Below are 26,402 nucleotides of genomic sequence, written 5' to 3'. Positions count from 1 at the left end.
CGGAGCCCGACCCCATGGCCACCATGAAGTTCAGAAAGTCCTGGCTCCCCGCGCACATTCTGGTGTGGGCGTACGCCGTCCTGCTCGCCGTCCCGCTGTACTACTTCCTGGCGTCGGCGTTCAAGTCCAACGAGGCCATCTTCGCCCACCCGCTCGCCCCTCCGACGTCGTTCGGGTTCGGGAACTTCCGTACCGCGTTCGAGAGCGCCGATCTGGGGATGGCGATCCTCAACTCAGGGATCGTCACGGTGTTCTCGCTGGCCCTGACGCTGGGGCTCGCCATACCCGCGGCGTTCGCGCTGGCCCGCGCGCGGGGCCGGGCCGGCGCCGCCATCGAGCGGATCTTCTCGCTCGGCTTCCTCATCCCCACCTTCGCCGCCCTCTTCCCCACCTTCCTGCTCTCCGCTGCCACCGGGCTCTTCCACACCCGGCTGTTCATGGTGCTGTTCCTGCCGGCCACCGCGATGCCGCTGTCGGTGGTGATCCTCATCCAGTTCATGCGGACCATCCCGCCGGAGATGGAGGAGGCCGCCCGGATCGACGGCGCGTCGACCTTCGGCGTACTGCGGCACATCTACACCCCGATGTGTATGCCGGGCATCGCGACGGTGCTGCTGCTGAACTTCCTGACCTTCTGGAACGAGTACCTGTACTCGCTGATCATCATCGGCCCGGACCCGGACCTGCGGACCATCCAGGTCGCTCTGCCCACCCTCAAATCGCAGATCGGCACCGACTACGGCATCCTCACGGCCGGTACGATCCTCACCCTCGTCCCGGTCTGGATCATGTACACGTTGCTGCAGAAGCGAATGCAACAGGCCCTGGTCAGCGGCGCGGTGAAGATGTGAGCCCGGCTCCGGCGGCCGGCTCCCGGCCCACGATCAAGGACGTCGCCGCGCAGGCCGGGGTCTCCACGGCGGCCGTGTCCAAGGTCTTCAACAACACCGGCCGGATCTCCGAGCCGACCCGGCGCCGCGTCCTGGAGACGGCCGGGCGGCTCGGCTGGTCGCCGAGCGCGTCGGCGAGCGCGCTGCGCAGGGCCCGTACGCACACGGTCGCGATGGTCGTACGCCGCCCCACCGACGTTCTCGGCACCGACCTGCACTTCTCCGAGCTGATCACCGGTCTTGAGAGCGAGCTGTCGCCGCGCGGGTACGGGCTGCTGCTGCATCTGACCGGCGATGTGCGCGAGGAGACCGCGCTGTACGAACGCCTCGCCGCCGAGGGCCGGGTCGACGGGGCCGTGCTGACCGAGCACCGGGCCGACGACCCGCGCCCGCCGCTGCTCGAACGGCTCGGACTGCCCGCGGTCCTGCTGGGCACGGCGCACGGCAGCGGAGTCAGCGAGGCGGTCCGCCATCTGCTGGATCTGGGACACCGGCGCATCGCCTATGTGACCGGGCCGACGGGGCTGCTCCACACGCGCTTCCGGCAGCGGGTCTTCGAGGAGACCCTGGCCGGGGCGGGCCTGGCCCCGGTCGCGGTGCTCCACACGGACTTCACCGAGGCGGCGGCCACTTCCGCCACCGAGCGGCTGCTCGCCCTCGACCCGCGGCCCACCGCCATCGTCTTCGCCAACGACTCGATGGCGGTCTGCGGCATCGGCACGGCGCAGCGCGCGGGGCTCTCCGTGCCCGCGGAACTGTCCGTCGTCGGCTATGACAACCTGCCGGTCGGCAGCTGGATCCACCCCCGGCTGACCACGGTCGACCAGTACGTCCAGCGGGCCGGCGCGGCTGCCGCCCGGGCGCTGCTCGCGCAGTGCGGCGAGGACGTACCCCCTGAACCCCTCACCGGACAACCCCGGCTCGTCGTACGCGAGTCGACCGGTCCCGTCTGATTTTCTGGAGCACTTCACATGCAGCGCCACAGCGCCCAGCTCGCCCACGACCCGGCCGTTCTGCCCTGGCTCGGCGCCAACTTCTGGTCCCGCACCGGCGGCCCCCTGATGTGGCGCAATTACGACCCCGGTGTGGTGCGCGAGGAGCTCGCCGTGCTGCGCGAGCACGGGCTCAACATGACCCGCTCGTTCTTCTACTGGCCGGACTTCCACCCCGAGCCGCACCGGATCGACGAGGAACTGTGCGACCGCTTCCGGGACTTCCTGGACGCGCACAGCGAGTACGGGATGGGCACCGTCCCCACTTTCATCGTCGGCCATATGTCCGGTGAGAACTGGGACCCGGTGTGGCGTGCGGGACGCGATCTCTACGAGGACGTGTGGATGGTCGGCCGGCAGGCCTGGTTCGCGAGCGAGATGACCCGGCGCTTCAAGGACCACGCCGCCGTCACGGGGTGGCTGATCACCAATGAGATGCCGGGGTACGGGCGGATCTACCAGGTCGACCCGCCGTCGTCGGATGTGGTGACGGCGTGGGCGCAGTCGATGTGCAACGCGGTGCGGGCGGCCGGCGGCACTCAGCCCGTCTCGCTCGGCGACGGCGCCTGGGGCCAGGAGGTGACCGGGCGCGACAACGGATTCTCGCTGCGCGAGACCGCCGAGTACGTCGACTTCGTCGGCCCGCATGTCTACCGCTCGGACACCGACGCGGTGCGCCAGCACTACCGGGCGGCCTTCGAGTGCGAACTGGCGTCGGTCACGGGGCAGCCGGTGGTGCTTGAGGAGTTCGGCCTCTCCACGGACACCGTGTCGGCGCGCAACGCGGGGGTGTACTACCGCCAGACGCTGCACAATTCGCTGCTCGGCGGGGCGACGGGCTGGATCGCCTGGAACAACACCGACTACGACGACCTGTGGGAGCAGTCACCGTACGACCACCACCCCTTCGAGATGCACTTCGGCATCACGGACGGCGCGGGGCGCGCGAAGGAGCCGCTGCGGGAACTCTCCGCCTTCGCCACGGTGCTCGGCCAGGTCGACTTCGCCCGGTGCCGGCGGTCGGACGCGGGGGCCGCGCTGGTCGTCCCGGCGTTCCTGGAGCGCGGCTACCCGTACAGCAGGCCGGCGGACCGTCCGCTGATCTTCTCCTCGCTCCAGCAGGGGTACGTCGCGGCGCACGGCGCCGATCTGCCGGTCGGGTTCACCCGGGAGGCGGACGGGCTCGCCGAGGACGTCCAGCTGTATCTGCTGCCCTCGACCCGCCAGCTGACGACCCGGACCCGGCGGGACCTGGAGCGGAGGGCCCGCGAGGGGGCGACGGTCTACCTGTCGTTCTGCTCGGGCGAGCACCCGGCGACCCGCGGGCCGTGGTTCCACGACCTGGACGGGCTGTTCGGCGTGGAGCACCAGCTGTCGTACGGGGTCGCCGAGCCGGTCGAGGACACCGTCATCGACCTGACCTTCACCGAGGACTTCGGCCCGCTGAAGGCCGGCGAGACGCTGCGCTTCCCGGTCGCGGGGAACGAGGACAGCATCGCCTACCTGCCGGTCGTGCCGGTGGGCGCGCGCGTGGTGGCGACCGACGCGCACGGCCGGCCGGCGCTGCTGGTGAACGAGACGGGGGCGGGCCGGACGGTGCTGGCCACCTATCCGCTGGAGCACATGGCCGCCCGCACCCCGCGCGTCAACCCGGAGCAGACGCACCGGCTGTACGAGGCCCTGGCGGAGGTCGCGGGGGTGGCGCGTCCGGTGACGGTGGACACCCCGTATGTGAGCGCCGATGTGCTGGTGCACGAGGACGGCCGGCGCTTCGTCTGGCTGGTCAGCCAGTCGCAGGACACGCTGACCGTGCGGCCGGGCGGGGGCAGGTTCTTCGGACTCGGTACGGGGGTGGAGTCGCCGGAGGTCACGCTGGAGCCGTACGGGGTCCAGGTTCTCGAACTGCGGCAGTCCGATGTCCCGGGCTGAGTCCGAGGCAGGTGCGGTCCGGCCGGCCGGAGAAGGACGGGCAACCGGACAACCAGGGACAACGGCCGGTGTTACGTCCTCTCCCGCCCGCAGTGACGGAGGCCGTTAGGGTGGCGGGATGTGGCTGCGGGTGCCGGTGGGGCGGGATGCGGAACAGTGGGTGACACGGACCGGGGCCCGGCGTGTGCTGTTCGTCGTGCACAACGTGACGTCCGCGACCCGACTGCTGGACGTGCTACCGCTGTTCGACAGCGACCTGGACGTACAGGCGCTGGCCACCTGCACCGGGTCCTCCCCCTTTCTGGGGGGAGTGGCGGATCTGCTCGCGCGGGCGGGGCTGCCGGTACTGCCCTGGGAGCAGGCGCGGGAGACCGATTTCGATCTGGTGGTCAGCGCGAGTTACGGCGGTGAACTGGACGCGTTCCAGGGGAAATTGGCCATCCTTTCGCACGGGGTTGGTTACAATAAGAGGCTGGCCACACCGGACACCGGACACCGGACACCGGACACCGGACACCGGACACCGGACACCGGACGGGCGGAAGGCGGACGGGCAGAGGGCGAACCGGCGGAGTGCGCGGGCAGGGGGGAAGCCCGGACCACCGCGCCCCCGTCCGTCCCGGTCTTCGGGCTCGCGCCCGAGTGGCTGCTCCACGGGGGCGTACCGCTGGCCGCCGCCACGGTCCTCTCCCACCCCGAACAGCTCGAACGGCTCCGCCTCTCGTGCCCCGAGGCCGTGCCGACCGCCGTACTGGCCGGGGACCCCTGCTTCGACCGGATCCTGGCGGCCCTGCCCTCGCGCGAGTCCTTCCGCCGCAGGCTCGGCGTCACTCCCGGACAGCGGCTGGTGGTCCTCAACTCCACCTGGGGCCCGCACTCGCTCTTCGCACAGGAGAGCTTTCCGTGGCTGCTGCGTGAGCTGACGGGCAGTCTGCCTGTTGACGAGTACCGGATATGCGCGGTTCTCCATCCCAATATCTGGCACGGCCACGGACCGGGTCAGATAGACCGGTGGCTCAGGCGGGCGCGGGACGCCGGACTCACCGTCATACCGCCGCTCGGGCCCTGGCGCCAGGCACTTGTCGCATCCGACGCCGTCATCGGCGACCACGGGTCGGTCACGTTCTACGCGGCGGCCATCGGCCGGCCCGTCCTTCTCGGCGCCTTCCCCCACGAGGATCTGGACCCCGCTTCGCCGGTGGCGGCGCTGGGCCGGACCGCGCCGCACCTGCGCCCGTACAAGCCGCCGCGCCCGCAGATCGAGGGCCTGCTCGACGGGTGGTTCCCCGGCCGGCACGACGCGGTCACCGCGCAGACCACATCGGCACCCGGTGAGTCGGGCACGCTGCTGCGGCGGACCTTCTACCGGCTGCTGCGGCGGGACGAACCGCCGTGGCCCGCGCTGCTGGACCGGCTGCCGGCGCCGGATTCCGGGCCCGCCCGGGTCCTGTCCCCGCTGCGGGTGGTGACCCGGATGCTGGGCGACCGGGAGGTCTCCGTCACCCGTTACGCGGAGCCTGCGGCCGATCCGGAGCCGGATGCCTCTGGTGACGCGCACACCGTGGTGCCCGACAAGACCCCCGACCCGAGCCGGATCGCGCTCGCCGATCTTGTACTGAGTCACGGCCCGGACGACCCGGCCGACGGCGCCGGTGACGGGACCGGCACCTGGGCGCCCGGCCCGGCCGTCGCATGGGCCACCGCTGTGTCGCACCGGTTCAGGTACGCGGCGATGGCGGTGGCCGTGACCGGGCGCGACAGCTGTCTGGTCCGCACGGCCGACGGGACCCTGCTCACACTGACCGGGGCTCCCACCGGGACCGGACCGGGCCCCGATCCGGCGGTGTACGCCTCCGCGCTGCACGCCTGGCTGGAGAGCGGCCACGTCATCGGCGACCTCATCGCCGGGGATCACCCCGGCCACCTGACCGTGGTGACCGGGACCGCCCGGCATCAGATGCGGGTGACGCTCACTCCATAGCGTCCAGCTCCGCCCGGACCTGCGCCGCCCCCGGCGCTCCCGTTCGCTCGTGGAGAGCCAGGGCCTCACGGAGGAATGCCTTCGCGCGCTCCGGTACTGCTGCCGCCTCCGCCCGCAGTTCCGCGATGGCCGCCTGCTGGACGACCGCGTCCTCGGCGGCCATCCGCTGCGCCGCGTCGGCCAGCCACCGCTCGGCCCCCGCCGGATCACCCGCGGTGAGCGCCGTCTCACCGAGGCTCATCAGGGCGCGTGCCTCGTTGTACGGGTCGGGAAGGGACCGGAGCCGCTCGCGAGCCGCTTCCAGCTGCGCGGTGGCCTCGGCGAACCGGCCCTGTCCGGCGAGTGCCCGGCCGATGTGGTGGTCGAGGAGCGCGAGGGCCCGTGCGTCACCGACCTGCCCGGCCGCCGCGCGGGCCAGGGCGAGGCTGCTCTCCGCCTCCTCGTACCGGCCCTGGCGCAGCCGCAGCAGCCCCAGCGACTCCCTGGCCGTGGACTCACCGCGCGTATGACCGCAGGCGCTGTCGGCCGCTGCCGCCGCCCGGAACTCCTCCTCGGCTTCCGCGAATTCGGACAACCCGAGGTGAGCGAAGCCCAGTTGGGTGTGCATCCGCCCGGCTGCCTCAGGTGTCTGCGGAGTACGGCCCGCCGCTTCCACCCCGAGCCGGTGGGTGGCCTTCCACTCCTGGTGGAACCCCATCCGCAGATACAGGCCCCACAACGCCTCGCACAGCTGCCAGGTGAGGTCGTCGTGCCCGTACTCCGCAGCCGTCCGCACCGCCTCCGCCAGATTCTCCCGCTCCGCCGCCAGCCGGTCGAGCGCCTCGGCGGGCGATGCATACGCGGGCGGGGCGGCGGTGATCCGGGGGTAGGCGGGGCCCAGATGCCAGCGCCCGGGGATCACACAGGCGTCCGCGGCCACTGCCGTGTCCAGATGGTGCAGGAGGAGCCGGCGGACGGCCGCCGCCGAGCGGGCCGGACCTTCCTCGTGCAGCGCGCGCTGTTCGGCGTGGGCCCGGATCAGGTCGTGGAAGCGGTAGCGGCCCGGCGCCGTCTCCTGCAGCAGATGGATGTCGGCGAGCTCTTCCAGCAGCTCCGCCGCACGGGGTTCCGGTACGTCCGTGAGCTTGGCCGCCGCGGCGACGGTGACCGAGGGCCAGGGCCGCAGTCCGGCGAGACGGTAGAGCCTGGCCGCTTCCGGTGACAGATCCGCGTAGGAGGCGTCCGCGATACCGGGGACAGGGTCCGCCGGGCCGTGCTCCGCGGCGGGTTCCTGGTGTTGTGCCATGTCGGACTCCAGCCGTTGCCAGGACAGATGCGGTCTGACGGCTACCCGTTCCCCGGCCATGCAGAGCGCGAGCGGGTGCCCCGCGCAGCGCTCGGCGACGGCCCGCACCCCGGCGGCGTCACGGCCGTGTGCGATACGGGTCAGCAGCAGCTCGGCGTCCGGTGGCTCCAGCGGGCCGAGTTCGATGTGGTGGGCGCCCTTCTCACGTAAGAGCTTGGGCAGTCTCCTGCGGCTGGTGATCAGGGTGAGAGAGCCGGGTGCGGCGCTCAGCAGGGGCAGCACCTGGGGTACGGAGTGCGCGTTGTCGAGGACGGTCAGAAGTCTGCGTCCCGCGGTGAGGGTGCGGAACCGCTCGGCCTGGGCGCCCTCGTCCGCCGGAACCCATCGCGGGTCCATCCCGAGGGCGTGCAGGAAGCCCACCAGTACGACCGAGGGGCTGAGCGCGGTGGCCGTGGACTCGCCTCGCAGATCCACGTGCAGCTGCCCGCCGTCGTAGCGCCGCGCGAGGCCGGTCGCCCAGTGCAGCACGGTCGCGGACTTGCCGATGCCCTCGGAGCCGCACAGGACGACGACCTTGGGCGCGTCGTCGTCCTGCGCCAACAATGCTTCCAGTTCGTCCAGTTCGCACCGCCGGTCGGTGAAGTGCCGGGGAGCCGACGGCAGCGCGCGGGGCACCGGGGCGCCCGGCACCAGGAACGGCGCCGGGGCCTGCTGGAAGCTCACACTGCCGATCCGCTCCGCCTGCACAGTGGGGCCGTGGACCGTACCGCTGATGTCGTTGCGCACAAGGCCCTCAGCCCTGGCCGGGGTGCAGATTCTCGATGTTCCCGGCCTGGATCATCATCCCGTACTGGTTGACGCCGCTGAAGCTGATATTGACGTCGCCGGTGCGCTGAACGGGCGCCGGTGGGGCCAACTCATCGACAAGCTCGCGCAGTTCCGCTGCGGCGTCCGGATCGGCCAGCAGCGCGCGGCGCATCCGCAGCCGCCACTCCCCCTGCACATCGGCGGCGGCCTCCTCGTCGCCGTCCTCCCGGGCGGTCGCCAACTCGGCGCGGGACGCGTCCAGTTCGGCGGAGACCGCGGCGGGGTCCACATTGCCGCGGCGGGCCAGGAAGGCAGCCACCCGGTCGCGCGTACGTGCCCATGCGTCGGTCGCCATCTGCTGTACGAGCGTGGTCGCCCCCGCCGTCACCAGCGCCGTCAACTCCGCGTCCACCGTGCCCCCTTGATTCGGATCGTCTGCGTCGGGTCGTGCGAGCCGGGTCGTGGGTCCTGTTCGCATACCGCTCTTCAAGATTAGCGCCGGAGCGCCTCCACCGGGTCGGGGTGCGGGGTGTCGCGGGGCCACCAGTCGTCCCGGCCCGGGTCGGATTCGTACGCGTACCAGCGACCGTCCCGGCCGAAGCGGAGCTGGAGCGCGCCGCCGGGCACGGTCAGCCGGTTGCGCGAGGGCTGGAAGCGCGGCAGCCCGGCGGCGGCCAGCGCGGGACGGGCCCGGTCGAAGGGGCCGGCGGGCGGATCCCACGGGGTTTCGAGGACGGCCAGGCCTTCGGCGCCGCCCTGTCGCCAGGCGGCCACCGCCCGCGCCAGGTCGGTGGGGGTGCGGCCGGTGGCCGACGCGAGTCTGCGGTAGAGCGTCCGGGTGGTGGCGGTCAGCCCGGCGGTGGGGCGGGCCGCTGCCAGCCGGACCGCGTCCTGCCAGGGGGTGAGGCCGCTGACGGGGTCGGCCCCGGTGGTGAGCAGCGTGTGGGCGCGCGCCGCGGCGTCGGTGGCGAGGTCGTCGAGGGCCGAGGGGTCGGGGGCCCCGGGCGTCTCGGGATAGGCGGGCGGACGCCCGGGGTACGGCCCGACGGGCAGCGGCGGGGGCAGGGGTGGCAGGAACCGCGGGGCGAGGGCCTCCCGGGCGGGGACTCCGGGGACGGGCGGTGCGGGTGGCTGCTCCCGTGCCGAGTGGGCCGCGCTGCGCCGGGCCAGTTCGTCGAGGAGTTCACGCTCGCCCCTGCCGCGCATCAGGAGCAGGACGAACGGGTCTGCGTCGAGGAGCCGGGCCGTCTCGTAGCAGAGGGCTGCGGCGTGCTTGCAGGGGCGGCCGCTGTCCGGGCAGGTGCAGGACGGGACGAGATCGCCCGGCGCCGGGAGCAGGGCGACACCGGCCTCGGCCGCCGCGTCGACCAGCGAGTGGGGCATGTCCTTGTCGAGCAGCGCGGCGATATGGCCGGGCTGGGCCGCGGCCGCTTCCAGGAAGTGGTCCCAGTCGGCGCCGGAGAGCGTACGCAGCCGCAGTTCCGCCCGGTAGGGGCGCGGGCGGCTTCCCTGCACATAGGCAAGGATGCGGCCCGGTGCGACGTTCACCGCGGCGACATGGCCGCCGTCCGCATAACTCCTGCCCCGTTCGAGGCGGCCCGCGTCGAGCGACAGCGCCTCCAGGGCGGCCACCCAGGCGTTCCCCCACCAGCTGCTCATGAGGCCCTCCGCAAGGACACCAGGTCGGCGAGTTCCGCGTCGCCCAGCTCGGTGAGGGCGCTCTCACCGGAGCCGAGCACCGCGTCGGCCAGCGCACGCTTGGCCGTCAGCATCTCGGCGATCCGGTCCTCCACGGTGCCTTCCGTGATCAGCCGGTGGACCTGCACGGGCTGGGTCTGGCCGATGCGGTACGCACGGTCCGTGGCCTGTTCCTCGACGGCCGGGTTCCACCATCGGTCGTAGTGGATGACATGACCGGCTCGGGTGAGGTTCAGCCCGGTCCCGGCCGCCTTGAGGGAGAGCAGGAAGACCGGGCACTCGCCGGCCTGGAAGCGGTCCACCATCTCCTCGCGCCGGGCCACGGGCGTTCCGCCGTGCAGGAGTTGTGAGGGGATGCCGCGTGCGGTGAGGTGTTCGGAGAGCAGCCGGGCCATCGCCACGTACTGGGTGAAGACCAGGACGGCGCCGCCGGATCCGCCCTCCGCGAGGATGGTGTCGAGGAGTTCGTCGAGGAGGGCGAGCTTGCCCGAGCGTCCGGCGAGGCGGGAGGGGCCCTCCTTCAGATACTGCGCCGGGTGGTTGCAGATCTGCTTGAGCGCGGTGAGCAGCTTCATGATCTGGGCGCGCCGGCCGAGGCCCTCGCCGGCTTCGATGACCGCCATCGACTCGCGGACGACCGCCTGGTAGAGCGATGCCTGTTCCCTGGTGAGCGGGACGGGGTGGTCGGTCTCCGTCTTGGGCGGCAGCTCGGGGGCGATGCCCGGGTCGGACTTCTTGCGGCGCAGGAGGAATGGTCTGACGAGCCGGGCCAGCCGCTCGACCGCGCCGTCCTCCTCGCCGTTCTCGACGATCCTCGCGTGGCGGGCGCGGAACGTCTTGAGCGGGCCGAGAAGCCCGGGGGTCGTCCAGTCGAGGAGCGCCCACAGTTCGGAGAGGTTGTTCTCCACGGGTGTGCCGGTGAGCGCGACCCGCGCCGGGGCCGGGATGGTGCGCAGGGCTTTCGCCGTCGCCGCGTTGGGGTTCTTGATGTGCTGTGCCTCGTCGGCGACGACCATGCCCCAGGGGTGCCCGGCCAGTTCGGCGGCGCTGGTGCGCATCGTGCCGTACGTCGTCAGGACGAAGCCGCCCTCGGCGCCGGTCAGCGAGCGGTCCGTGCCGTGGAAGCGGCGTACGGGCACGCCCGGGGCGAAGCGGTTGATCTCGCGCTGCCAGTTGCCGAGCAGTGAGGCGGGGCAGACCACCAGCGTGGGTTCGGGCCGGGCGCGGTGCAGATGGAGGGCGATGAGCGTGATCGTCTTGCCGAGGCCCATGTCGTCGGCGAGGCAGCCGCCGAGGCCGAGCGAGGTCATCAGATCCAGCCAGCCGAGACCGCGCAGCTGGTAGTCGCGGAGCGTGGCCTCAAGTCCCGCGGGCTGCGGCAGCGGCGCCGTGTCCGACGTGAGTCTGGAGTGCAGGGCCGCGAGCGCGCCGACCGGGACCGCATCGACCTGCTCACCGTCCACGTCGGCGCTGCCGGTCAGTGCCACCGAGAGCGCGTCCACCGGTGCGAGGAGCCCCAGCTCCCGCTTGCGTGCCTTCCGCACGAGGGCCGGGTCGATGACGACCCACTGGTCGCGCAGCCGCACGATCGGGCGGTGCGCCTCGGCCAGGAGGTCCATCTCCGATTCGGTCAGCCGGTCGTCGCCGATGGCCAGCTGCCAGCTGAAGGAGAAGAGCTGTTCCGCGTCGAAGAACGCGGTGCCGTCCGTGGCCGAGCCGGGTGCCGGTCTGACGACCGCGGCCGCGGACAGCGACCGGACCAGGTCCCTCGGCCAGTGCACGGCCACGCCCGCCGCGGCGAGCCGTGCGGCCGCGGGGCCGAGCAGTTCGTACAACTCGTCCTCGGACAACGGCAGTACGTCGGGCACCGGCCGCTCCAGGAGCCCGGCCAGCGGGGGCCAGACCCGCGCCGCGCGCCGCAGCGCCAGTACGGCGTCGATCCGCACCCGCGGCCCGAAGTGCTCGTCGCCGTCACCGGCCCAGAGCCGTCCCGCGTCGGCCACCAGCGTCGGGTCGGCGAGGCTGTGCACCTGGACGACAGCCGCGGCGGCCCGCCGCTCCCGTGCCGCGACATGACCGGCTGCTCCGGTGTCACCGTCGGCGCCGTCCGCCGGGGCACCGTCCGCAAAGGCGCTGCCCGCAGGGGCGCCGTCCGCAGGCGCGGCCACGTCGTCGGCCCGGTCGAACAGCTCGTAACCGGAGAGGTCGAGCCGGAGCGAGACCTGTACGCCCGCGTCCGCCCCGGCCGCCACCTCGGCCGCCCACTCGCGCAGCCCCGGCAGCCGCTGCGGTGCGCGGGCGGCGTATGCGGACCCGGCCGCGTGCGGTGCGGCCGGGGTGCGCGGCAGGGCGTCGGCGACGGCGTCGTAGAACGACCGGATCAGCCCTTCGGGCTCGGGGAGCTCCAGGGGCGTGCGGCCGGGAAACGGCACGGCGTACGCCTCGGGCGGCATGGCGGCGGCCACCGCGCGCAGATGTGCGACATCCTCCGCGTCGAGCGGTCCGGCCCGCCAGGCGTCATGGTCATCCGCGGTCAGTCCGGGCAGGAACCGCCCGCGCGCGGCCAGTTGCAGGGCGTGCAGCGCCGCCGCGCCCCAGCAGCGGGCGGCGGGGTGGGCGACCGGGGAGTGCCGGGCGGCGGCCAGCAGCGGCAGCGCCTCGGTGAGGGGCAGCAGAACGGCGGACACGGTACTGCGACGGGCCGCCGCACCGTGCCGCCGTACGACAACGAGCTCGTCGGGGCCGGCGGCCGGTGGCTGGGGCGCCGCCGGGTCCCAGAAGGCGAACCGGCCCTCGCGGGGCAGGACGGCAGGCAGGAAGACCACGGCCTGCCGGGTGAGCGCCGTGGGTCCGGCCCCGCTCGTCCCCTGCGTCTCCGCTGTCCGCCGCACCCCGCTCACCTGCCCTTCCGCCCTGGTTCCCATCTCTCTGCGAGTGTAGGTGCGGGGTCTGACAGCCGGGTCCGACAGTGGATTCCGACGGCCTGGCCCTGGCGTGCGGCAGGTGCAGGGGGCAACCCCTCGGCGAACTCCGAAGCGGCTCAGCGCACCCCTTCCCACAGGGCCCGCTCCGCCGGTCGTGGATCGTCGACGGGGCCGGACTCGTCGGCGAAGATCATCGTGGTGCGGTCGGGTCCGTACGACGGCCACCCCGGGTCCCCGGTCTCCGCGAAGGCCACCCAGGCACTGTGCACCGTGTCCGCCAGCGCCTGGGGCGGGTGGCTCCCGAGCATCGGGAGATAGGTGGGATCGCGCAGATTGTCGAAGACGAAGCCCAGCTCGGACGCGTGGCAGGCGCCGAGTCCGCCGTCGAACTGCGGTGAGCGCCAGGCGAATTCGTAGACATGCGTACCGGGCACGGCCTCGGCCAGGCGGAGGGCGGGAATCCGGTAGAACCAGTCGGTCGCCACCGCGTCGAGCAGTTCGCCCGCGCTCGCCTGCCCGCGGCCCGCGCGGTAGACGGCGAGGGCCCGGTCCGGGTCGAGGCCGTACGCCGTCGCCGCCAGCCGCAACCGCTCGTCCGTGATCGTGTCCATCCGTCCGGTCGGCACCATGAAGAGGCGGTTCTCCTCCCGGTTACTGCCGACGAGCAGCTCGACACCGCAGTCCGGGCCCGGCAGGGCGAGCCCGGGAGCGACCGGCTCGAAGGGCATCGCATTGAGCGCGGCGTCCCCCCACAGCTCCGGATCGGGACGGCGCCCGATCTCCGCGCGCAGCTCGGCCTGTGCGCCGAGCAGCGTCGCGAGCGGCAGGGCGGCGAACTCCTCGGCGGTCGCGGCGACGCCGAGCCGCTCGGCGAGATGTGCGGCGATCAGCTGGGCGGAGCGGGGGCGCAGGAAGTGATGTGCGCCCCCGCTCTGCAGAACGGCCCGCCTGAACAGCCCGCGCGCCGGCTCCATCCCGAGCAGCACACCGATACTCATCGCGCCGGCCGACTCCCCGAAGACCGTGACCCGGTCCGGGGAGCCGCCGAAGGACGCGATGTTCTCGCGCACCCACTCCAGGGCCGCGATCTGGTCGAGCAGCCCGCGGTTGTCGGGCGCGCCCTCCAGGCTCAGGAAGCCGTCGGTGCCCAGCCGGTAGTTGACCGTCACGCAGACCACACCGTCGCGGGCGAACGCCCTGCCGTCGTAGGCGGGAGCCGACCCCGAGCCGTTCGAGAACGCCCCTCCGTGCAGCCACACCATGACCGGGAGCCCGCCGTTGGGCCCCGGCTCGGGCGTCCAGACACTGAGGTTGAGGCAGTCCTCGCCGTCCTTGCCGAGTTCCTCGGGGATGAGCGCGTCGAAGGGGGGCGCGTACGGCGCTCTGGGCGCGGTCGGACCGTGGGCATGGGCTTCCCGTACGCCCTGCCACGGTGCGGGCGGCGCCGGCGCACGGAATCGGCGCGGTCCGAACGGCGGCGCCGCGTAAGGGATTCCGAGGAAGGACGCCACTCCTGCGTCGTCCATCCGACCGCGGACGGCACCCTGCCGCGTCATGCACACCGGTTCCATCTGGTTCAGATCTCCACTCTTCAATTCGGGCCCCAACGGCTCGATCGGAAACATGCGTTCACCGGCGCGCGGCCCGCCCGGCGGAGTCGGCCGGAGCAGGGAGCGGCGCCGGAAAAGGAGCGGCGCCGGGCGCCTCCCCCCTGATACCGTGCCGCGATCTTCCCGTAAAGATCCCGGCTCCTCATGCCGGGTGAAAGGCGGTCCTGATGGCCCGGCACACCACGGTTCCGACACTCTTCCCACCTCCCGGCTACGCACATGCGGCGGTGGTCGAAGCCGGGCAGCGGCTCGCCTTCATGGCAGGTTCGGTACCGCTCGACGCGACGGGAGAGCTGGTCGGTCCCGGAGATCCGGTGGTGCAGACCGGACAGGTCCTCGCCAATCTGGACGAGGCGCTGCGGGCGATCGGGAGCGATCTCTCGCAGGTCGTCGCCAGCACCGTGTACGTCGTGGGCGACACTCCGGCAGTCCTGTCCGGCGTCTGGCAGGCCGTACAGGCCTCGGGCCTCAGCGCGGGGCCGCACACCTCGACCCTGCTGGGCGTCAGCTGCCTCGGGTACACGGGCCAGCTGGTCGAGATCACCGCGACCGCCGTCGTGGACTGAGCACCGTCCCCCGCGCGGCCCAGCACCGGATGCCGAGGAGTCCGGAAGCGGGCAGGCTGGCTCCCACCAGTGACTCTCCGTACAGACGGGACCGCGCATGTCCGATCACCGGCGCCTCGGCTTCATCGCCGGCGCAGTGCTCCTGCCGTTCGCCGTGGCCGGGTGTTCCGGTCTCAACCGCTCGGCGGTCGGCACGATCTCGTACACCACGCCGGATTCGAAGGTCGTCACCGTCTCGAATCCGTCCGTGACCGGCTGCCACCCGCTGCCGCGCGGGGGCGCCGCGGCCGTCGCCAACAACACCCTGATCGACATGTGGCTGTACCCGGGCGCCGGCTGCACCGGAAAGCCGTCGATGTACAACGCGACCACGATGACGAACACGGTGACACCACCGCTCGTGGCCTGGCGCAGCTACACCCTGGTCCACTGAGGCACCGGGGTCCACTGATACGCCCCGGCCCACCGGGACACCCTGGTCCACCGAGAGGGGCGCTCCGCGGGTCACAGTGTTCGCCACCGGCGGCCGCCGGTACCCCGGGCATCGGGTGTTCACTGTGCGGGCAGCGCCCGGACCCAGGTGCCGTCGTCCGTCAGATATCTGTCCACGACGAGCCCGGCCTCCCCCAGGTGCCGCTCGAACTCCTCGCGGCTCAGCGGACGCGACAGGAAGGTCTGCGTCCAGGTCGCGTCGGGGTAGACGTACTCGCAGAGCATCGCGTCCACGCCGTCACCGACCGGGGTCGCGGACTTGATGCGCACGATCCCGCCCGCGCTGTTGCGCCGCTCCCTCGGAACGTCCGCGTGCCAGTCCAGGCCCTCGCGCTGCACCAGCACACAGCCGTCGTCCTTCACATGGCGCCGGCAGGTGCGCAGCAGCCCCTCGCGTACCCGCGGGTCTCCCGCGTGCACCAGAAACGACGCCAGCAGCACCACGTCGTAGCTCTCGCCGGTGTCCAGCTTCTCGATCGGGCTGCAGACCGTGCGGACGCCGTCGACGCCCGCGATCTGTTCCAGCATTCCGGGTGACTCGTCCACCGCGGTGACCGTGAAGCCCCGTTCGGCCAGCGGACGGGTGACCCGGCCCGCCCCGCTGCCCAGTTCGAGGACGCTCGCTCCGGCCGGGACCGCAGCGGCCACGACATCCGGTTCGTCTCCGACCGGCAGCCGCTTGTACAGCTCGACGGAACACCCGTCGGGCGTTCTTGCTCCCGGCCCCGTGCCTTCGTACCCCTCGCGCATCCTGACGCTCATGCCGTACAGAACGAACGTGCCCCGGCCGTCGTTCCCGCCGCCGTCCCGAACTCCCGGGTCAGTCCTCGGAGTCGAACCGCGCGGCCCGCAGATACTCGGGCTGCGGGTCGAGCGCAGCGGCCAGCCTGAAGTGACGTCTGGCCTGTTCGGGGCGGCCGGCCCGCTCGAAGGTGCGGGCCAGGGCGAAGTGCGCGAAGGCGTTGTCCGGCTCGCGTTCCAGGACCAGCTGGAACTCCAGCTCGGCCGGACGGAGTTGCGCGGCGGCGAAGAACGCCCTGGCGCGCAGCAGGCGTGCCGCGGTGTTCTCCGGGTGAGCCGCGATGACCTCGTCCAGCAGCTTCACGGCACCACGCGGATCACGGGCGTCCAGCAGCTGTTCGGCCGCGCGGTAGTCGATGACGTGGGTCTCGGGGTTGCTGTGGGACATCGGTGCTGGCCTTTCTCCGTCGTAGCTGAGGCTGCTGTGGTTGCTGTGGCTGTGGCTGCCCTGACCACTGCCGGTCCGGTGGGACAGGCCGGTGGGGCGGTCAGCCCCCGGCCCGCTCCGTCAGCCGCTCCCAGACCGAGCGCACCTGCGGTTCCAGGGCGTCCAGCGGGCCGTCGTTGTCGATCAGGATGTCGGCGATCTCGCGGCGCTGCTCCCTGGTGGCCTGGGCGGCCATCCGGGCACGTGCCTCGGACTCCTGCATTCCGCGCAGCCGTACCAGCCGGTCCAGCTGCGTTTCCGGCGCCGCGTCCACCACGACCACCAGGTCGTAGAGCGGGGCGAGGCCGTTCTCGGTCAGCAGCGGTACGTCGTGGATGACGACCGAATCCGCCTGCGCCAGGCCCTCCAGCTCGGCGGAGCGGGCTCCGACGAGCGGGTGGACGATCGAGTTCAGCGTCGCCAGGCGGTCCGGGTCGGCAAAGACGATCGCCCCGAGCGCGGGCCGGTCCAGGCTGCCGTCCCCGGCGAGAACGGACTCGCCGAACGCCTCGACCACGGCCGCAAGACCCGGAGTTCCCGGTTCGACCACCTCACGGGCGATCCGGTCGGCGTCGATCAGTACCGCTCCGTAACTGACAAACAGCCGGGACACTTCGCTCTTGCCGGCGCCGATTCCACCGGTCAATCCCACTTTCAGCATGGCCAGGAGCCTAGGCCCTGTACGCCGTTGCCTTCCGCCGGGGCCTCAGACGTCGCCCTCCCGCTCCGCGAGGAACCGTTCGAATTCGCGGCCGATCTCGTCCGCCGACGGCAGTTCGACCGCCTCGGCGACCAGATTGCCCCGGGTCTCCGATCCGGCCAGCGCGTCGTACTGGTGCTCAAGTCCCTGGACCAGGGCGGTCAGTTCCTCGTCGCCCTCACCGATCTGGCGCTCGATCTCGTCCTGGGTGCGCTGCGCCTCGGTACGCAGGGCGTGCGCGACGCTCGGCAGTACGAGACCGGTCGCCGCGGTGACGGCCTCAAGGGCGGTCAGCGCCGCGTCCGGATACGAGGACCGGGCGACGTAGTGCGGCACATGGGCGGCGACACCGAGCACGTCGTGCCCCGACTGCGCGAGCCGGAACTCCACCAGCGACTCCGCGCTGCCGGGCACCTGCGCCTCTTCGAACGGCGACTTGTGGCCGGGCATCAGGTCCGTGCGGTTGCCGTGCGGGGTGATCCCGACCGGGCGGGTGTGCGGGACGCCCATCGGGATCCCGTGGAAGTTCACCGAGATACGGACGCCGAGCCGGTCGACGATCTGCTCGACCGCGGCCGCGAACCGCTCCCACTCGACATCGGGCTCGGGGCCCGAGAGCAGCAGGAAGGGCGCGCCCGTGGCGTCCTGGACCAGGCGCACGTCGAGCGTCGGGGTCTCGTAGTCCGTCCACTGGTCGCGCTTGAAGGTCAGCAGGGGGCGGCGTGCGCGGTAGTCCACGAGCCGGTCGTGGTCGAAACTGGCGACCACCTGGTGGGGCAGCGTGTCCAGCAGACCCTCGACGATCTGGTCGCCGGTCTCGCCCGCGTCGATGTACCCGTCGAAGTGATAGAGCATGACAAGTCCGGCCGACTCCTGCGCGAGCGCCACATCGACGACTGCCAGGCCCTTCGGCTCCCATGCGTACAAATCTTGCGGATCAAGCACGATTACCGCTCCTCCTCGTGTTCACCGGGGAGAACGTCCCGTACGGCCCGCGCATTCCCCGCAGCCACGTCTTCACAGGCAACCACCTGCCCCAGGACATGAGCGAGGCCCGCCCCCCGGAGGGAGCGGGCCTCGACTTCAGCTATTCACCAGCTGGGACCTGAGCGTCAGCTCTGGCCACCGGCCAGCTTCTCGCGCAGGGCGGCCAGGGCCTCGTCCGACGCCAGGGCGCCGGAGTTGTCGTCCGACTCCGAGGAGTACGAACCGCCCGATGCACCCGCACCGGCGTTGCCACCGCTGGTCGCGGCCGGAGCGGCAGCACCCTCGGCAGCAGCGGCCTCGTCGGCCTCGCGGGACTTGATGACCTGGGCCTGGTGCTGCTCGAAGCGCGCCTGCGCCTCGGCGTACTGGCCTTCCCAGGCCTCGCGCTGGGTGTCGAAGCCCTCAAGCCAGTCGTTGGTCTCGGGGTCGAAGCCCTCGGGGTAGATGTAGTTCCCCTGGTCGTCGTACGACGCGGCCATGCCGTACAGCGTCGGGTCGAACTCGACCGAGGCCGGGTCCGAGCCGAAGGACTCGTTGGCCTGCTTCAGCGAGAGGCTGATGCGGCGGCGCTCAAGGTCGATGTCGATGACCTTGACGAAGATCTCGTCGTTGACCTGGACGACCTGCTCCGGGATCTCCACGTGGCGCTCGGCCAGCTCGGAGATGTGGACCAGGCCCTCGATGCCCTCGTCGACGCGCACGAACGCACCGAACGGAACGAGCTTCGTGACCTTGCCCGGGACGACCTGACCGATCTGGTGCGTACGGGCGAACTGCTGCCACGGGTCTTCCTGCGTCGCCTTGAGCGACAGGGAGACACGCTCGCGGTCCATGTCCACGTCGAGAACCTCGACGGTGACTTCCTGGCCGACCTCGACAACCTCGGAGGGGTGGTCGATGTGCTTCCAGGAGAGCTCGGAGACGTGCACGAGACCGTCGACGCCACCCAGGTCCACGAAGGCACCGAAGTTGACGATCGAGGAGACGACGCCGGAGCGGACCTGACCCTTCTGCAGGGTCGTGAGGAACGTCTGGCGCACCTCGGACTGGGTCTGCTCAAGCCAGGCACGGCGGGACAGGACCACGTTGTTGCGGTTCTTGTCCAGCTCGATGATCTTGGCCTCAAGCTCCTTGCCCACGTAGGGCTGGAGGTCGCGGACACGACGCATCTCGACCAGGGAGGCCGGCAGGAAGCCACGGAGGCCGATGTCGAGGATGAGACCACCCTTGACGACCTCGATGACGGTGCCGGTGACGATCCCGTCTTCTTCCTTGATCTTCTCGATGGTGCCCCAGGCACGCTCGTACTGAGCGCGCTTCTTCGAGAGGATCAGGCGGCCTTCCTTGTCCTCCTTCTGGAGAACCAGGGCCTCGATCTCGTCGCCGACCTTGACGACCTCATTGGGGTCGACGTCGTGCTTGATCGAGAGCTCGCGGCTCGGAATGACGCCTTCGGTCTTGTAACCGATGTCGAGGAGAACCTCGTCCCGGTCAACCTTGACGATGACGCCGTCAACGATGTCGCCATCGTTGAAGTACTTGATCGTCTCGTCGATCGCCGCGAGGAACGCGTCCGCGTCGCCGATGTCGTTGACCGCAACCTGCGGCGTGGTGGCGGTGGTCTCGGTGCTGCTCGTCATGTGGGAAAGGGCTCCGGTACGGACATTGAAGTCGTAGGTACTGCTACGCCGGGAGCCCGTATCGCCTCTGCAGACGCCGGACAGCCCAGGAAGCGCCGATCCGGTATTCCGTGTTCGTTGCCGAACACATCGGTGGCGCCTCGATAACCGAGGGGACATGCAACAGATGCAAGCGCAGCCTGCTAGGTCTGAGGAGCGCAGGCTCGCAGCGCAACTTGTAGCATACGGGGACGGCCGGACACGGTCAATGCGCGAAGGCGCACACCCAGGGCGGATCGCACCAATCCCGGCACAACTTCTGTTGTACGAGGCCACATCGGCCCCGACACCGGCCCGGCGCCGTTTCCTCCGGTGCCGTCACGACCACCGCGACGACTGCCACCGGAACCGACGATACAGACTGGCACGATGAGCGAAGAGTACGAGAACGAGCCCGAGGCGACACGCCGTGACGCCGGGGACACCGAGAGCAGCCGGGCCAACCGGGGCTGGTGGGACCGCAACGCCGACGAGTACCAGACCGAGCACGGCTCCTTCCTGGGCGACGACCGCTTCGTCTGGGGGCCCGAGGGCCTCGACGAGGTGGAGGCCGAGCTGCTGGGCCCGGCCGAGGGACTGAAGGGACTCGACGTCCTGGAGATCGGCGCCGGGGCCGCCCAGTGCTCGCGCTGGCTGGCCGCCCAGGGCGCACGCCCGGTGGCCCTCGACGTCTCCCACCGGCAGCTCCAGCACGCGCTGCGGATCGGTGAGAACCGGCCCGGCGTGGCCGAGGTCCCGCTGGTGGCGGCGGACGCCTCGGTCCTGCCGTTCCGCGACGGCTCCTTCGACCTGGCCTGTTCCGCTTACGGCGCCGTGCCCTTCGTCGCGGACCCGGTGAAGGTGTTCCGCGAGGTGCACCGGGTGCTGCGGCCCGGCGGGCGCTGGGTCTTCTCGGTCACCCACCCGATCCGCTGGGCCTTCCCCGACGAGCCGGGCCCCGAGGGCCTGACGGTCACGTCCTCCTACTTCGACCGCACCCCGTACGTCGAGCAGGACGAGCGGGGGAACGCGGTGTACGTCGAGCACCACCGCACCCTCGGTGACCGGGTGCGGGACGTGCTGGCGGGCGGGTTCCGGCTGGCTGATCTGGTCGAGCCGCAGTGGCCTGAGTGGAACACGTCGGAGTGGGGCGGCTGGTCCCCGCTGCGGGGGAAGCTCATTCCGGGCTCGGCGATTTTCGTCTGCGTACGGGACGACGTACGAGACTGACCGGGTGATCCGTACCGGCGCGCTCGACGTGCTTCCCGTCTGTACCGCCGTGCCCGCCCTCGAACGGGCCCTCGACGCGCACGGCGCCGCCGTGCTGTGCGCGCCGCCCGGCACCGGCAAGACCACGCTGGTGCCGCTGGTGCTGGCGGGGCTCGTCGGTGGTGCGGCCGGGAACGGCCCGGTGCGGAAGGTGATCGTCGCCGAGCCGCGCCGGATCGCCGCACGGGCCGCCGCGCGGCGGATGGCGTGGCTGCTGGGCGAGCAGGTCGGCGGGCGGGTCGGATTCACCGTGCGCGGCGAGCGGACCGTGGGACCGGACACCGTGGTGGAGGTCGTCACCACCGGCGTTCTGCTCCAGCGGCTCCAGCGCGACCAGGAGCTGGCCGGGGTGGACGTGGTCATGCTCGACGAATGCCACGAACGCCACCTCGACGCGGACACCGTCGCCGCCTTCCTCCTCGATGTGCGGGCCGCGCTCCGCCCTGAGCTGCGTCTGCTGGCGGCGTCCGCGACGACCGACGCCGAGGGGTGGGCGCGGCTGCTCGGCGACGCCCCCGTGGTGGAGGCGCACGGCGTGTCCCACCCGGTGGAGACGGTGTGGGCGCCGCCCGCCGGGCCCGTGCGGCCGCCGCACGGGATGCGGGTGGATCCCGCCCTGCTCACGCATGTCGCCTCGGTCGTCCGGAGGGCGCTGGCCGAGCGGACCGGCGATGTGCTCTGCTTCCTGCCGGGGGTCGGTGAAATCACCAGGGTGGCGGGGCAGTTGACCGGGCCGTTGTCGGATCTCGGCGTGGAGGTGCTCCAGGTGCACGGGCGTGCGCCCGCCGCCGTGCAGGACGCCGTGCTCGCGGGATCGGCCGGCCGCCGGGTGGTGCTCGCGACGTCGGTGGCCGAGTCGTCGCTGACCGTGCCGGGGGTACGGGTGGTGGTGGACGCCGGGCTGGCGCGCGAGCCGCGCACCGACCATGCGCGCGGGCTGAGCGCGCTCACGACCGTACGGGTCTCGCAGGCCGCGTCCCGGCAGCGCGCGGGACGGGCGGGCCGGGAGGCGCCGGGCACCGTCTACCGCTGCTGGACGGAGGCCGAGGACACCCGGCTCACCCGCTTCCCCTCGCCCGAGATCAAGGTCGCCGATCTGGCCGCGTTCGCCCTCCAGGCGGCCTGCTGGGGCGATCCGTCGGCCGGGGGCCTCGCCCTGCTCGACCCGCCGCCCGCCGGGGCGATGGGCGCGGCGCGCGAGGTGCTGGCCGCGATCGGCGCGGTGGACGGGGACGGCCGGGCCACCGGCCGGGGCGTACGGATGGCACGGCTCGGGCTGCACCCCCGGCTCGCGCGGGCGCTCCTCGACGGCGCACGCGAAGTCGGCGCACGCCGGGCGGCGGAGGTGGTGGCGCTGCTCAGCGAGGAGCCGCCCCGGGATTACGGGGACGATCTCACCGCCGCCTGGCGCGCCGCACGCGCGGGGGGCGACGGCTATGCGGGCCGCTGGCGCCAGGAGGTCCGCAGGCTGGCGTCGGGGGTGGACGGCGCACGGACAGGACGGGGCGCGCGGGACGGAGCAGCCGGTGACAGCCGTCATGGCGGTGGCAGCGGTCGTACGGGACGGGGCGCGCGGGACGGAGCCCGTGACGGCGGCCATGACGGTGGCAGCGGTCATGACAGCGACGACGTGGTGGCGGGTCTGGTGGCCGCCCTCGCCTTCCCCGAGCGGGTGGCACGGGCCAGGGGTGAGGGCGCGTTCCTGATGGTGTCGGGGACCGGGGCGGAGACGGCGGCCGGGTCGCGGCTGCGCAGTGCGCCGTGGATCGCCGTCGCGGTGGCCGACCGTCCGGCGACCGCCGCGTCGGCGCGGGTACGGCTGGCCGCCGTCGTCGACGAGGACACCGCACGGCTTGCGGCGGGGCATCTGCTCAGCACCGCCGACGAGGTCCGCTGGGCGGACGGTGAGGTACTGGCCCGGCGTGTGGAACGGCTGGGCGCGGTCGAGTTGGCGGTACGGCCGCTGAAGAGCCCGCCGCCCGCCCTCGTACGGGAAGCACTGCTCGACGGGCTGCGGCGCGAGGGGCTCGGGCTGCTGCGCTGGACCCCGCACGCACGGGAGTTGCGGCAGCGCCTCGCCTTTCTGCACCGGGAGGTGGGCGGCGGCTGGCCGGACGTGTCGGACGAGGCGCTGCTGGCGCGGACCGACGAGTGGCTGGAGCCCGAACTGTCCAGGGCGCGGCGGCGGAGCGACCTGGCACGGACCGAGGCCGGGCAGGCGCTCGGCAGGCTGCTGCCCTGGGCGACCGGCGAGGCAGCGCGGCTGGACGAGCTGGCGCCCGAGCGGTACGAGGTGCCGAGCGGGTCCCGGATCCGGCTGGACTACGGCGGCCCGCAGCCGGTGCTCGCGGTGAAGCTCCAGGAGATGTTCGGCCTCGCCGAGACGCCTGCGGTAGCGGGGGTGCCGGTCCTGGTCCATCTGCTCTCTCCGGCCGGGCGTCCCGCCGCCGTGACGGCCGATCTGGCGTCGTTCTGGCGGGAGGGCTACCGGTCGGTGCGGGCGGAACTGCGCGGGCGCTATCCCCGGCACCCGTGGCCGGAGGACCCTTCGGATGCGGCGCCGACGCGGTACACGAAAGCCCGCCAGAACCGGGGGTAGGCCAGAACCGGAAGCAGACCGCGCTGCGGCCCGCCTCCGGCCGGGCTGCCGCCGGTTCAGCGCTCACGACCTCATGGTGTTCTCGTGGTGTTACGGATCTGGTGTTACGGATCAGACGATGACCGGTTCCGGGTCGGGCAGCCGGGCGTCCGGCCGGTCGGGCTCCCCCGGCCGGCGGCTGCGCGCCTCCAGCCAGAGCGCCAGCGCGAGCAGGCAGATGCCGAGGCCCAGGAAGCCCCAGGGCAGGTACGAGGTGAGCAGCAGCACGAGCAGCCGGTTCGACTTGACCAGGTTGACTGTGTAGTTGACGTAGTCCGGGCGCATCTTCACGTCCCCGGCGAACGCGGTGACCTTGGCCCGGCCGCCCAGCAGGGTGCCGCCGCGCAGCTCCTCCTTGTGGATCTCCTCGCCGTTGACGGGGGCACCGGTGACGGGGTCCACCCAGAACATCCGCTTGGTGGAGTACCAGCGGGTGGTGCCGGTCTTCGCGACGGACTCCGGGGTGATGCCCTTGACCGGCATCTTCTTCGGCATCGACACCTTGGTCCAGGGGATGGTCTCCTCGAAGTAGTACACGTCGAGACCGTGGAACTTCACCGTGCCCCGGTAGTGGATGGGGGCCGAGGTGTGGGTCTGGGCGTCGAAGTACTCGTAGTCGCGCTTCTGGGTGAGGAACGGCCACTTGAACTCGATGCCCGTCCGGCTGACCGGGTCGCCGTCGACCATCTCGCCGGTCGCGTGGACCGGTGCTTGGGTGTGCGCGTCGAAGATGTACCGCTCGGGGATCTCGGAGACCATCTTGCCGTCGGGTCCGGCGACATAGGACAGCGAGTCCCAGACGACGACATCACGTCCGGCGCTCTGCTCGATGCGGTTGGATTCCGCGACATTGCCCCGGAGCGTCTGCACGATGGTGACCTCGGGGACCTTCTTGGCCTGCATGGTGCCGTAGTCGAGGAGGGTCGCGGGCTTCGCCTGCAGGACTTCCTCCTGGTACTGGTTGGCCGGGATCTTCGCCAGCCGGGGGAAGGCGTACCAGCGCATCAGCGGGGACATGGCGGCGCAGAAGACCGCGAAGGCGAGCAGCACCAGACTGGCTTTACGGCGCATGGCCGTCCTCCTACTGGGTCTTGGGGCCTACTGACTCTTGGGCCCGGCTCTTGGTGCCTGGCTCTCGGCCTTACTGGCTCTTGGGGCCGGGGACGGTGGTGAGCAACGGTTTGGGCGAGGTCTTGCCGGTGGGTGAACCGACCGCCGTGATCGTGAGGACGAGGGCGAAGGCCACGGCCAGCCCGATGGCGGCGGCTACGAGGGCGCGCATGCACGGCCTCCTACGGGATCTGATGCATCGTCAGGGATGGGGCACCGTAGCAATGCGGCGGCGAGATGAGAACACGTTGCGCCGACCTGTTGTCCGGGCCGGATCCGGGCGGGCACGACGGAGCCCGGCCGCACACCGGTTTCGGTGCACGGCCGGGCTCGGTGACTCGGACGGCTGGACGGACCTGGGTCAGCCGGTGGCGCAGGGAGCCGGGCTGCCGCTCCTGCTCGGGGACGGCGACGGCGAACCGCTCGCACTGCCGGACGGGGACGGCGTGGGCGACGGTGAGGGACTGGCCGAGCCGGAGGGGGACGGCGAGGGGCTCGGGCTCGCGCTGTCCGACGGCGACGGCGAGGGGGTCGGGCAGCCGGAGCCGCTCGGCGAGGGCGAACCGCTCGGGCTGCCCGAAGGGCTCGGGGATGCCGAGGGCTTGCCGCTCTTGCTGGGGCCCGGCGCAGGTGCGATCGTCCCGGCGCCGGTCTTCGTCGGCTTGGGGCTGGGCCTGGGCGCCTTGGACGGGAACGGGGACGGCGTCGAGCCGGGACGGGAGGGACTGTCGCCCGCACGGGGTGCGTCGCCGTGGTCTCCTCCGCCGTACCCCTGGCCGTCGGGTCCGGTACCGGCGGGCAGCACGCCGGTGCCGTCCGGGACGTCGTGGGTGCCCTTCTTGTAGAACTCGAACCAGGACAGGACCGTACTCAGATACTCCTGCGAGTGGTTGTAGCCCAGGATCGCCTGGTCGAGATCGTGCTGTCCGGAGACGTCGCGGCCGTCGGCGCAGAGGTAGCGGCCGGTGGCGAGCGACGCGTCGAAGACGTTGTTGGGGTCCTTCTTGCCGTCGCCGTTCCCGTCCTGACCCCAGGTGGCCCAGGTGGACGGGATGAATTGCATCGGGCCGACCGCGCGGTCGTGCGTCGTGTCGCCGTCGTACTTCCCGTTGTCGGTGTCGGAGATGTTGGCGAAGCCCGCGCCGTTGAGCACGGGGCCGAGGATCGGGCTGAGTGTGGTGCCCGCGGAGTCCACCCGCCCGCCGCGCGCCTGGCCCGACTCGACCTTGCCGATCGCCGCGAGCAGCTCCCACGGCAGATGGCAGCCGGGGTCGGTGCCCGCGACGGTCTGCTCCGCCTTCCGATAGGCGGCCAGCACCGAAGCCGGTATGCCGGCCGCGTCAGCTCCGGCCGGAGTGGTGACGGGAGTTGCCGGCTTGGCGGGGGTGTTCAGCGGGGGAAGGTCGGTGAAGTACGGGGAGTCGCCGCTCACCGGGGTACCGGACGGTGGCGTCGCGTCAGCGGCCTGCCTGCTGTTGTCCGGGGACTGGCTGCCCATGGCGTCCGGCGCCTGCGAAGCGGTCATCGCCGCCACCGCCAGCGCGGCCACCGTGGTCGCCGTCGCCCCCTTGCGCAACCGGCTGCTGAAGTGCGGTGCCATAGGTGTGGTTCCTCCCCGTCGACTGATCGCGCCCCCCA

At 72.0% G+C, this 26,402-nt stretch carries 20 protein-coding genes and 1 pseudogene; 8 read left to right on the top strand and 13 right to left on the bottom strand.

All coding sequences use genetic code 11. The annotated features are described in order from the left end of the window. Positions 1-23: 23 nt before the first annotated feature. The 4 genes from OG385_RS25840 to OG385_RS25825 all read left to right on the top strand — a co-directional run bounded on the left by OG385_RS25840 (position 24) and on the right by OG385_RS25825 (position 5,792). Complete coding sequence (locus tag OG385_RS25840) at positions 24-851, top strand: carbohydrate ABC transporter permease (RefSeq protein WP_266858090.1); 828 nt, start codon at positions 24-26, stop codon at positions 849-851. Then, complete coding sequence (locus tag OG385_RS25835; RefSeq protein WP_266858088.1) at positions 848-1,843, top strand: LacI family DNA-binding transcriptional regulator; 996 nt, start codon at positions 848-850, stop codon at positions 1,841-1,843. Before OG385_RS25840 ends, OG385_RS25835 begins: the two co-directional genes overlap by 4 nt. A gap of 18 nt (positions 1,844-1,861) precedes the next feature. Next, on the top strand, positions 1,862-3,811 hold the full coding sequence (locus tag OG385_RS25830) for a cellulase family glycosylhydrolase (protein ID WP_266858086.1): 1,950 nt from the start codon (positions 1,862-1,864) through the stop codon (positions 3,809-3,811). A 118-nt stretch (positions 3,812-3,929) separates the two neighbouring features. Beyond that, a complete protein-coding gene (locus OG385_RS25825; protein WP_266858084.1) occupies positions 3,930-5,792 on the top strand; it encodes a hypothetical protein in 1,863 nt (620 codons plus the stop codon). Here the strand turns inward: OG385_RS25825 and OG385_RS25820 are convergent. The 5 genes from OG385_RS25820 to OG385_RS25800 all read right to left on the bottom strand — a co-directional run bounded on the left by OG385_RS25820 (position 5,782) and on the right by OG385_RS25800 (position 14,062). After that, complete coding sequence (locus OG385_RS25820) at positions 5,782-7,863, bottom strand: tetratricopeptide repeat protein (RefSeq protein WP_266858082.1); 2,082 nt, start codon at positions 7,861-7,863, stop codon at positions 5,782-5,784. The genes OG385_RS25825 and OG385_RS25820 overlap by 11 nt on opposite strands. A 7-nt stretch (positions 7,864-7,870) precedes the next feature. Beyond that, a complete protein-coding gene (locus tag OG385_RS25815) occupies positions 7,871-8,296 on the bottom strand; it encodes a hypothetical protein (protein ID WP_266858080.1) in 426 nt (141 codons plus the stop codon). 80 nt (positions 8,297-8,376) lie between these two features. Then, on the bottom strand, positions 8,377-9,543 hold the full coding sequence (locus OG385_RS25810) for an SWIM zinc finger family protein (protein ID WP_266858078.1): 1,167 nt from the start codon (positions 9,541-9,543) through the stop codon (positions 8,377-8,379). Beyond that, positions 9,540-12,506 (bottom strand): DEAD/DEAH box helicase, encoded by a 2,967-nt coding sequence (locus OG385_RS25805; protein ID WP_266858076.1) that lies wholly within the window; start codon positions 12,504-12,506, stop codon positions 9,540-9,542. The genes OG385_RS25810 and OG385_RS25805 overlap by 4 nt, the downstream gene beginning before the upstream one ends. A gap of 116 nt (positions 12,507-12,622) precedes the next feature. Beyond that, positions 12,623-14,062, bottom strand: coding sequence for a carboxylesterase/lipase family protein (locus OG385_RS25800; protein WP_266858074.1), 1,440 nt, complete (start codon positions 14,060-14,062; stop codon positions 12,623-12,625). Between the two features lie 221 nt (positions 14,063-14,283). Here OG385_RS25800 and OG385_RS25795 point away from each other — a divergent pair, with 221 nt between their 5' ends. Then, complete coding sequence (locus OG385_RS25795; RefSeq protein WP_266858072.1) at positions 14,284-14,682, top strand: RidA family protein; 399 nt, start codon at positions 14,284-14,286, stop codon at positions 14,680-14,682. Positions 14,683-14,779: 97 nt separating this feature from the next. Then, the gene (locus tag OG385_RS25790; RefSeq protein WP_266858070.1) at positions 14,780-15,115 is read left to right on the top strand and encodes a hypothetical protein; all 336 of its coding nucleotides are present in this window, start codon (positions 14,780-14,782) and stop codon (positions 15,113-15,115) included. Positions 15,116-15,234: 119 nt separating this feature from the next. Here OG385_RS25790 and OG385_RS25785 read toward each other — a convergent pair whose 3' ends face one another. From OG385_RS25785 to rpsA, 5 genes are all read right to left on the bottom strand, one after another. Further along, positions 15,235-15,936, bottom strand: a complete 702-nt coding sequence (locus OG385_RS25785; protein ID WP_266858068.1) for a bifunctional 2-polyprenyl-6-hydroxyphenol methylase/3-demethylubiquinol 3-O-methyltransferase UbiG — start codon at positions 15,934-15,936, stop codon at positions 15,235-15,237. Positions 15,937-15,994: 58 nt separating this feature from the next. After that, positions 15,995-16,363 (bottom strand): tetratricopeptide repeat protein, encoded by a 369-nt coding sequence (locus OG385_RS25780; RefSeq protein WP_164267220.1) that lies wholly within the window; start codon positions 16,361-16,363, stop codon positions 15,995-15,997. 100 nt (positions 16,364-16,463) lie between these two features. Further along, complete coding sequence (gene coaE, locus OG385_RS25775) at positions 16,464-17,063, bottom strand: dephospho-CoA kinase (RefSeq protein WP_266858065.1); 600 nt, start codon at positions 17,061-17,063, stop codon at positions 16,464-16,466. A gap of 45 nt (positions 17,064-17,108) precedes the next feature. Further along, complete coding sequence (locus OG385_RS25770; RefSeq protein ID WP_266858063.1) at positions 17,109-18,047, bottom strand: PAC2 family protein; 939 nt, start codon at positions 18,045-18,047, stop codon at positions 17,109-17,111. Between the two features lie 167 nt (positions 18,048-18,214). Further along, on the bottom strand, positions 18,215-19,729 hold the full coding sequence (rpsA, locus tag OG385_RS25765; RefSeq protein ID WP_266858061.1) for a 30S ribosomal protein S1: 1,515 nt from the start codon (positions 19,727-19,729) through the stop codon (positions 18,215-18,217). A 408-nt stretch (positions 19,730-20,137) separates the two neighbouring features. On the opposite strand from rpsA, the gene OG385_RS25760 reads away from it, so the two are divergent. After that, complete coding sequence (locus OG385_RS25760; protein ID WP_266858059.1) at positions 20,138-20,977, top strand: class I SAM-dependent methyltransferase; 840 nt, start codon at positions 20,138-20,140, stop codon at positions 20,975-20,977. Between the two features lie 4 nt (positions 20,978-20,981). Next, positions 20,982-23,615, top strand: coding sequence for an ATP-dependent RNA helicase (locus OG385_RS25755; protein WP_266858057.1), 2,634 nt, complete (start codon positions 20,982-20,984; stop codon positions 23,613-23,615). A 111-nt stretch (positions 23,616-23,726) separates the two neighbouring features. Here the strand turns inward: OG385_RS25755 and OG385_RS25750 are convergent, their stop codons facing one another. The 3 genes and pseudogenes from OG385_RS25750 to OG385_RS25740 form a co-directional block, all read right to left on the bottom strand. Then, complete coding sequence (locus OG385_RS25750) at positions 23,727-24,725, bottom strand: DUF3068 domain-containing protein (RefSeq protein WP_266858055.1); 999 nt, start codon at positions 24,723-24,725, stop codon at positions 23,727-23,729. A gap of 70 nt (positions 24,726-24,795) precedes the next feature. After that, positions 24,796-24,936, bottom strand: a complete 141-nt coding sequence (locus OG385_RS25745) for an SPW_0924 family protein (protein ID WP_266858054.1) — start codon at positions 24,934-24,936, stop codon at positions 24,796-24,798. A gap of 435 nt (positions 24,937-25,371) precedes the next feature. Further along, a pseudogene (locus OG385_RS25740) lies at positions 25,372-26,364 on the bottom strand (lytic transglycosylase domain-containing protein); the annotation flags it as partial. Positions 26,365-26,402: the final 38 nt, after the last annotated feature.

It is taken from the genome of Streptomyces sp. NBC_01306 (assembly GCF_026340465.1).
GTDB lineage: Bacteria > Actinomycetota > Actinomycetes > Streptomycetales > Streptomycetaceae > Streptomyces.
This window is presented reverse-complemented; position numbering and strand designations above follow the sequence as displayed.

Bases quoted from the DNA above. Each gene is read 5' to 3' on its own strand.
- OG385_RS25825 (WP_266858084.1), top strand. From the start codon at position 3,930: ATGTGGCTGCGGGTGCCGGTGGGGCGGGATGCGGAACAGTGGGTGACA.
- OG385_RS25760 (WP_266858059.1), top strand. From the start codon at position 20,138: ATGAGCGAAGAGTACGAGAACGAGCCCGAGGCGACACGCCGTGACGCC.
- OG385_RS25805 (WP_266858076.1), bottom strand. From the start codon at position 12,506: ATGGGAACCAGGGCGGAAGGGCAGGTGAGCGGGGTGCGGCGGACAGCG.
- OG385_RS25830 (WP_266858086.1), top strand. From the start codon at position 1,862: ATGCAGCGCCACAGCGCCCAGCTCGCCCACGACCCGGCCGTTCTGCCC.
- OG385_RS25790 (WP_266858070.1), top strand. From the start codon at position 14,780: ATGTCCGATCACCGGCGCCTCGGCTTCATCGCCGGCGCAGTGCTCCTG.
- OG385_RS25745 (WP_266858054.1), bottom strand. From the start codon at position 24,936: ATGCGCGCCCTCGTAGCCGCCGCCATCGGGCTGGCCGTGGCCTTCGCC.
- rpsA (WP_266858061.1), bottom strand. From the start codon at position 19,729: ATGACGAGCAGCACCGAGACCACCGCCACCACGCCGCAGGTTGCGGTC.
- OG385_RS25795 (WP_266858072.1), top strand. From the start codon at position 14,284: ATGGCCCGGCACACCACGGTTCCGACACTCTTCCCACCTCCCGGCTAC.
- OG385_RS25785 (WP_266858068.1), bottom strand. From the start codon at position 15,936: ATGAGCGTCAGGATGCGCGAGGGGTACGAAGGCACGGGGCCGGGAGCA.
- OG385_RS25780 (WP_164267220.1), bottom strand. From the start codon at position 16,363: ATGTCCCACAGCAACCCCGAGACCCACGTCATCGACTACCGCGCGGCC.
- OG385_RS25810 (WP_266858078.1), bottom strand. From the start codon at position 9,543: ATGAGCAGCTGGTGGGGGAACGCCTGGGTGGCCGCCCTGGAGGCGCTG.
- coaE (WP_266858065.1), bottom strand. From the start codon at position 17,063: ATGCTGAAAGTGGGATTGACCGGTGGAATCGGCGCCGGCAAGAGCGAA.
- OG385_RS25840 (WP_266858090.1), top strand. From the start codon at position 24: ATGAAGTTCAGAAAGTCCTGGCTCCCCGCGCACATTCTGGTGTGGGCG.
- OG385_RS25800 (WP_266858074.1), bottom strand. From the start codon at position 14,062: ATGACGCGGCAGGGTGCCGTCCGCGGTCGGATGGACGACGCAGGAGTG.
- OG385_RS25750 (WP_266858055.1), bottom strand. From the start codon at position 24,725: ATGCGCCGTAAAGCCAGTCTGGTGCTGCTCGCCTTCGCGGTCTTCTGC.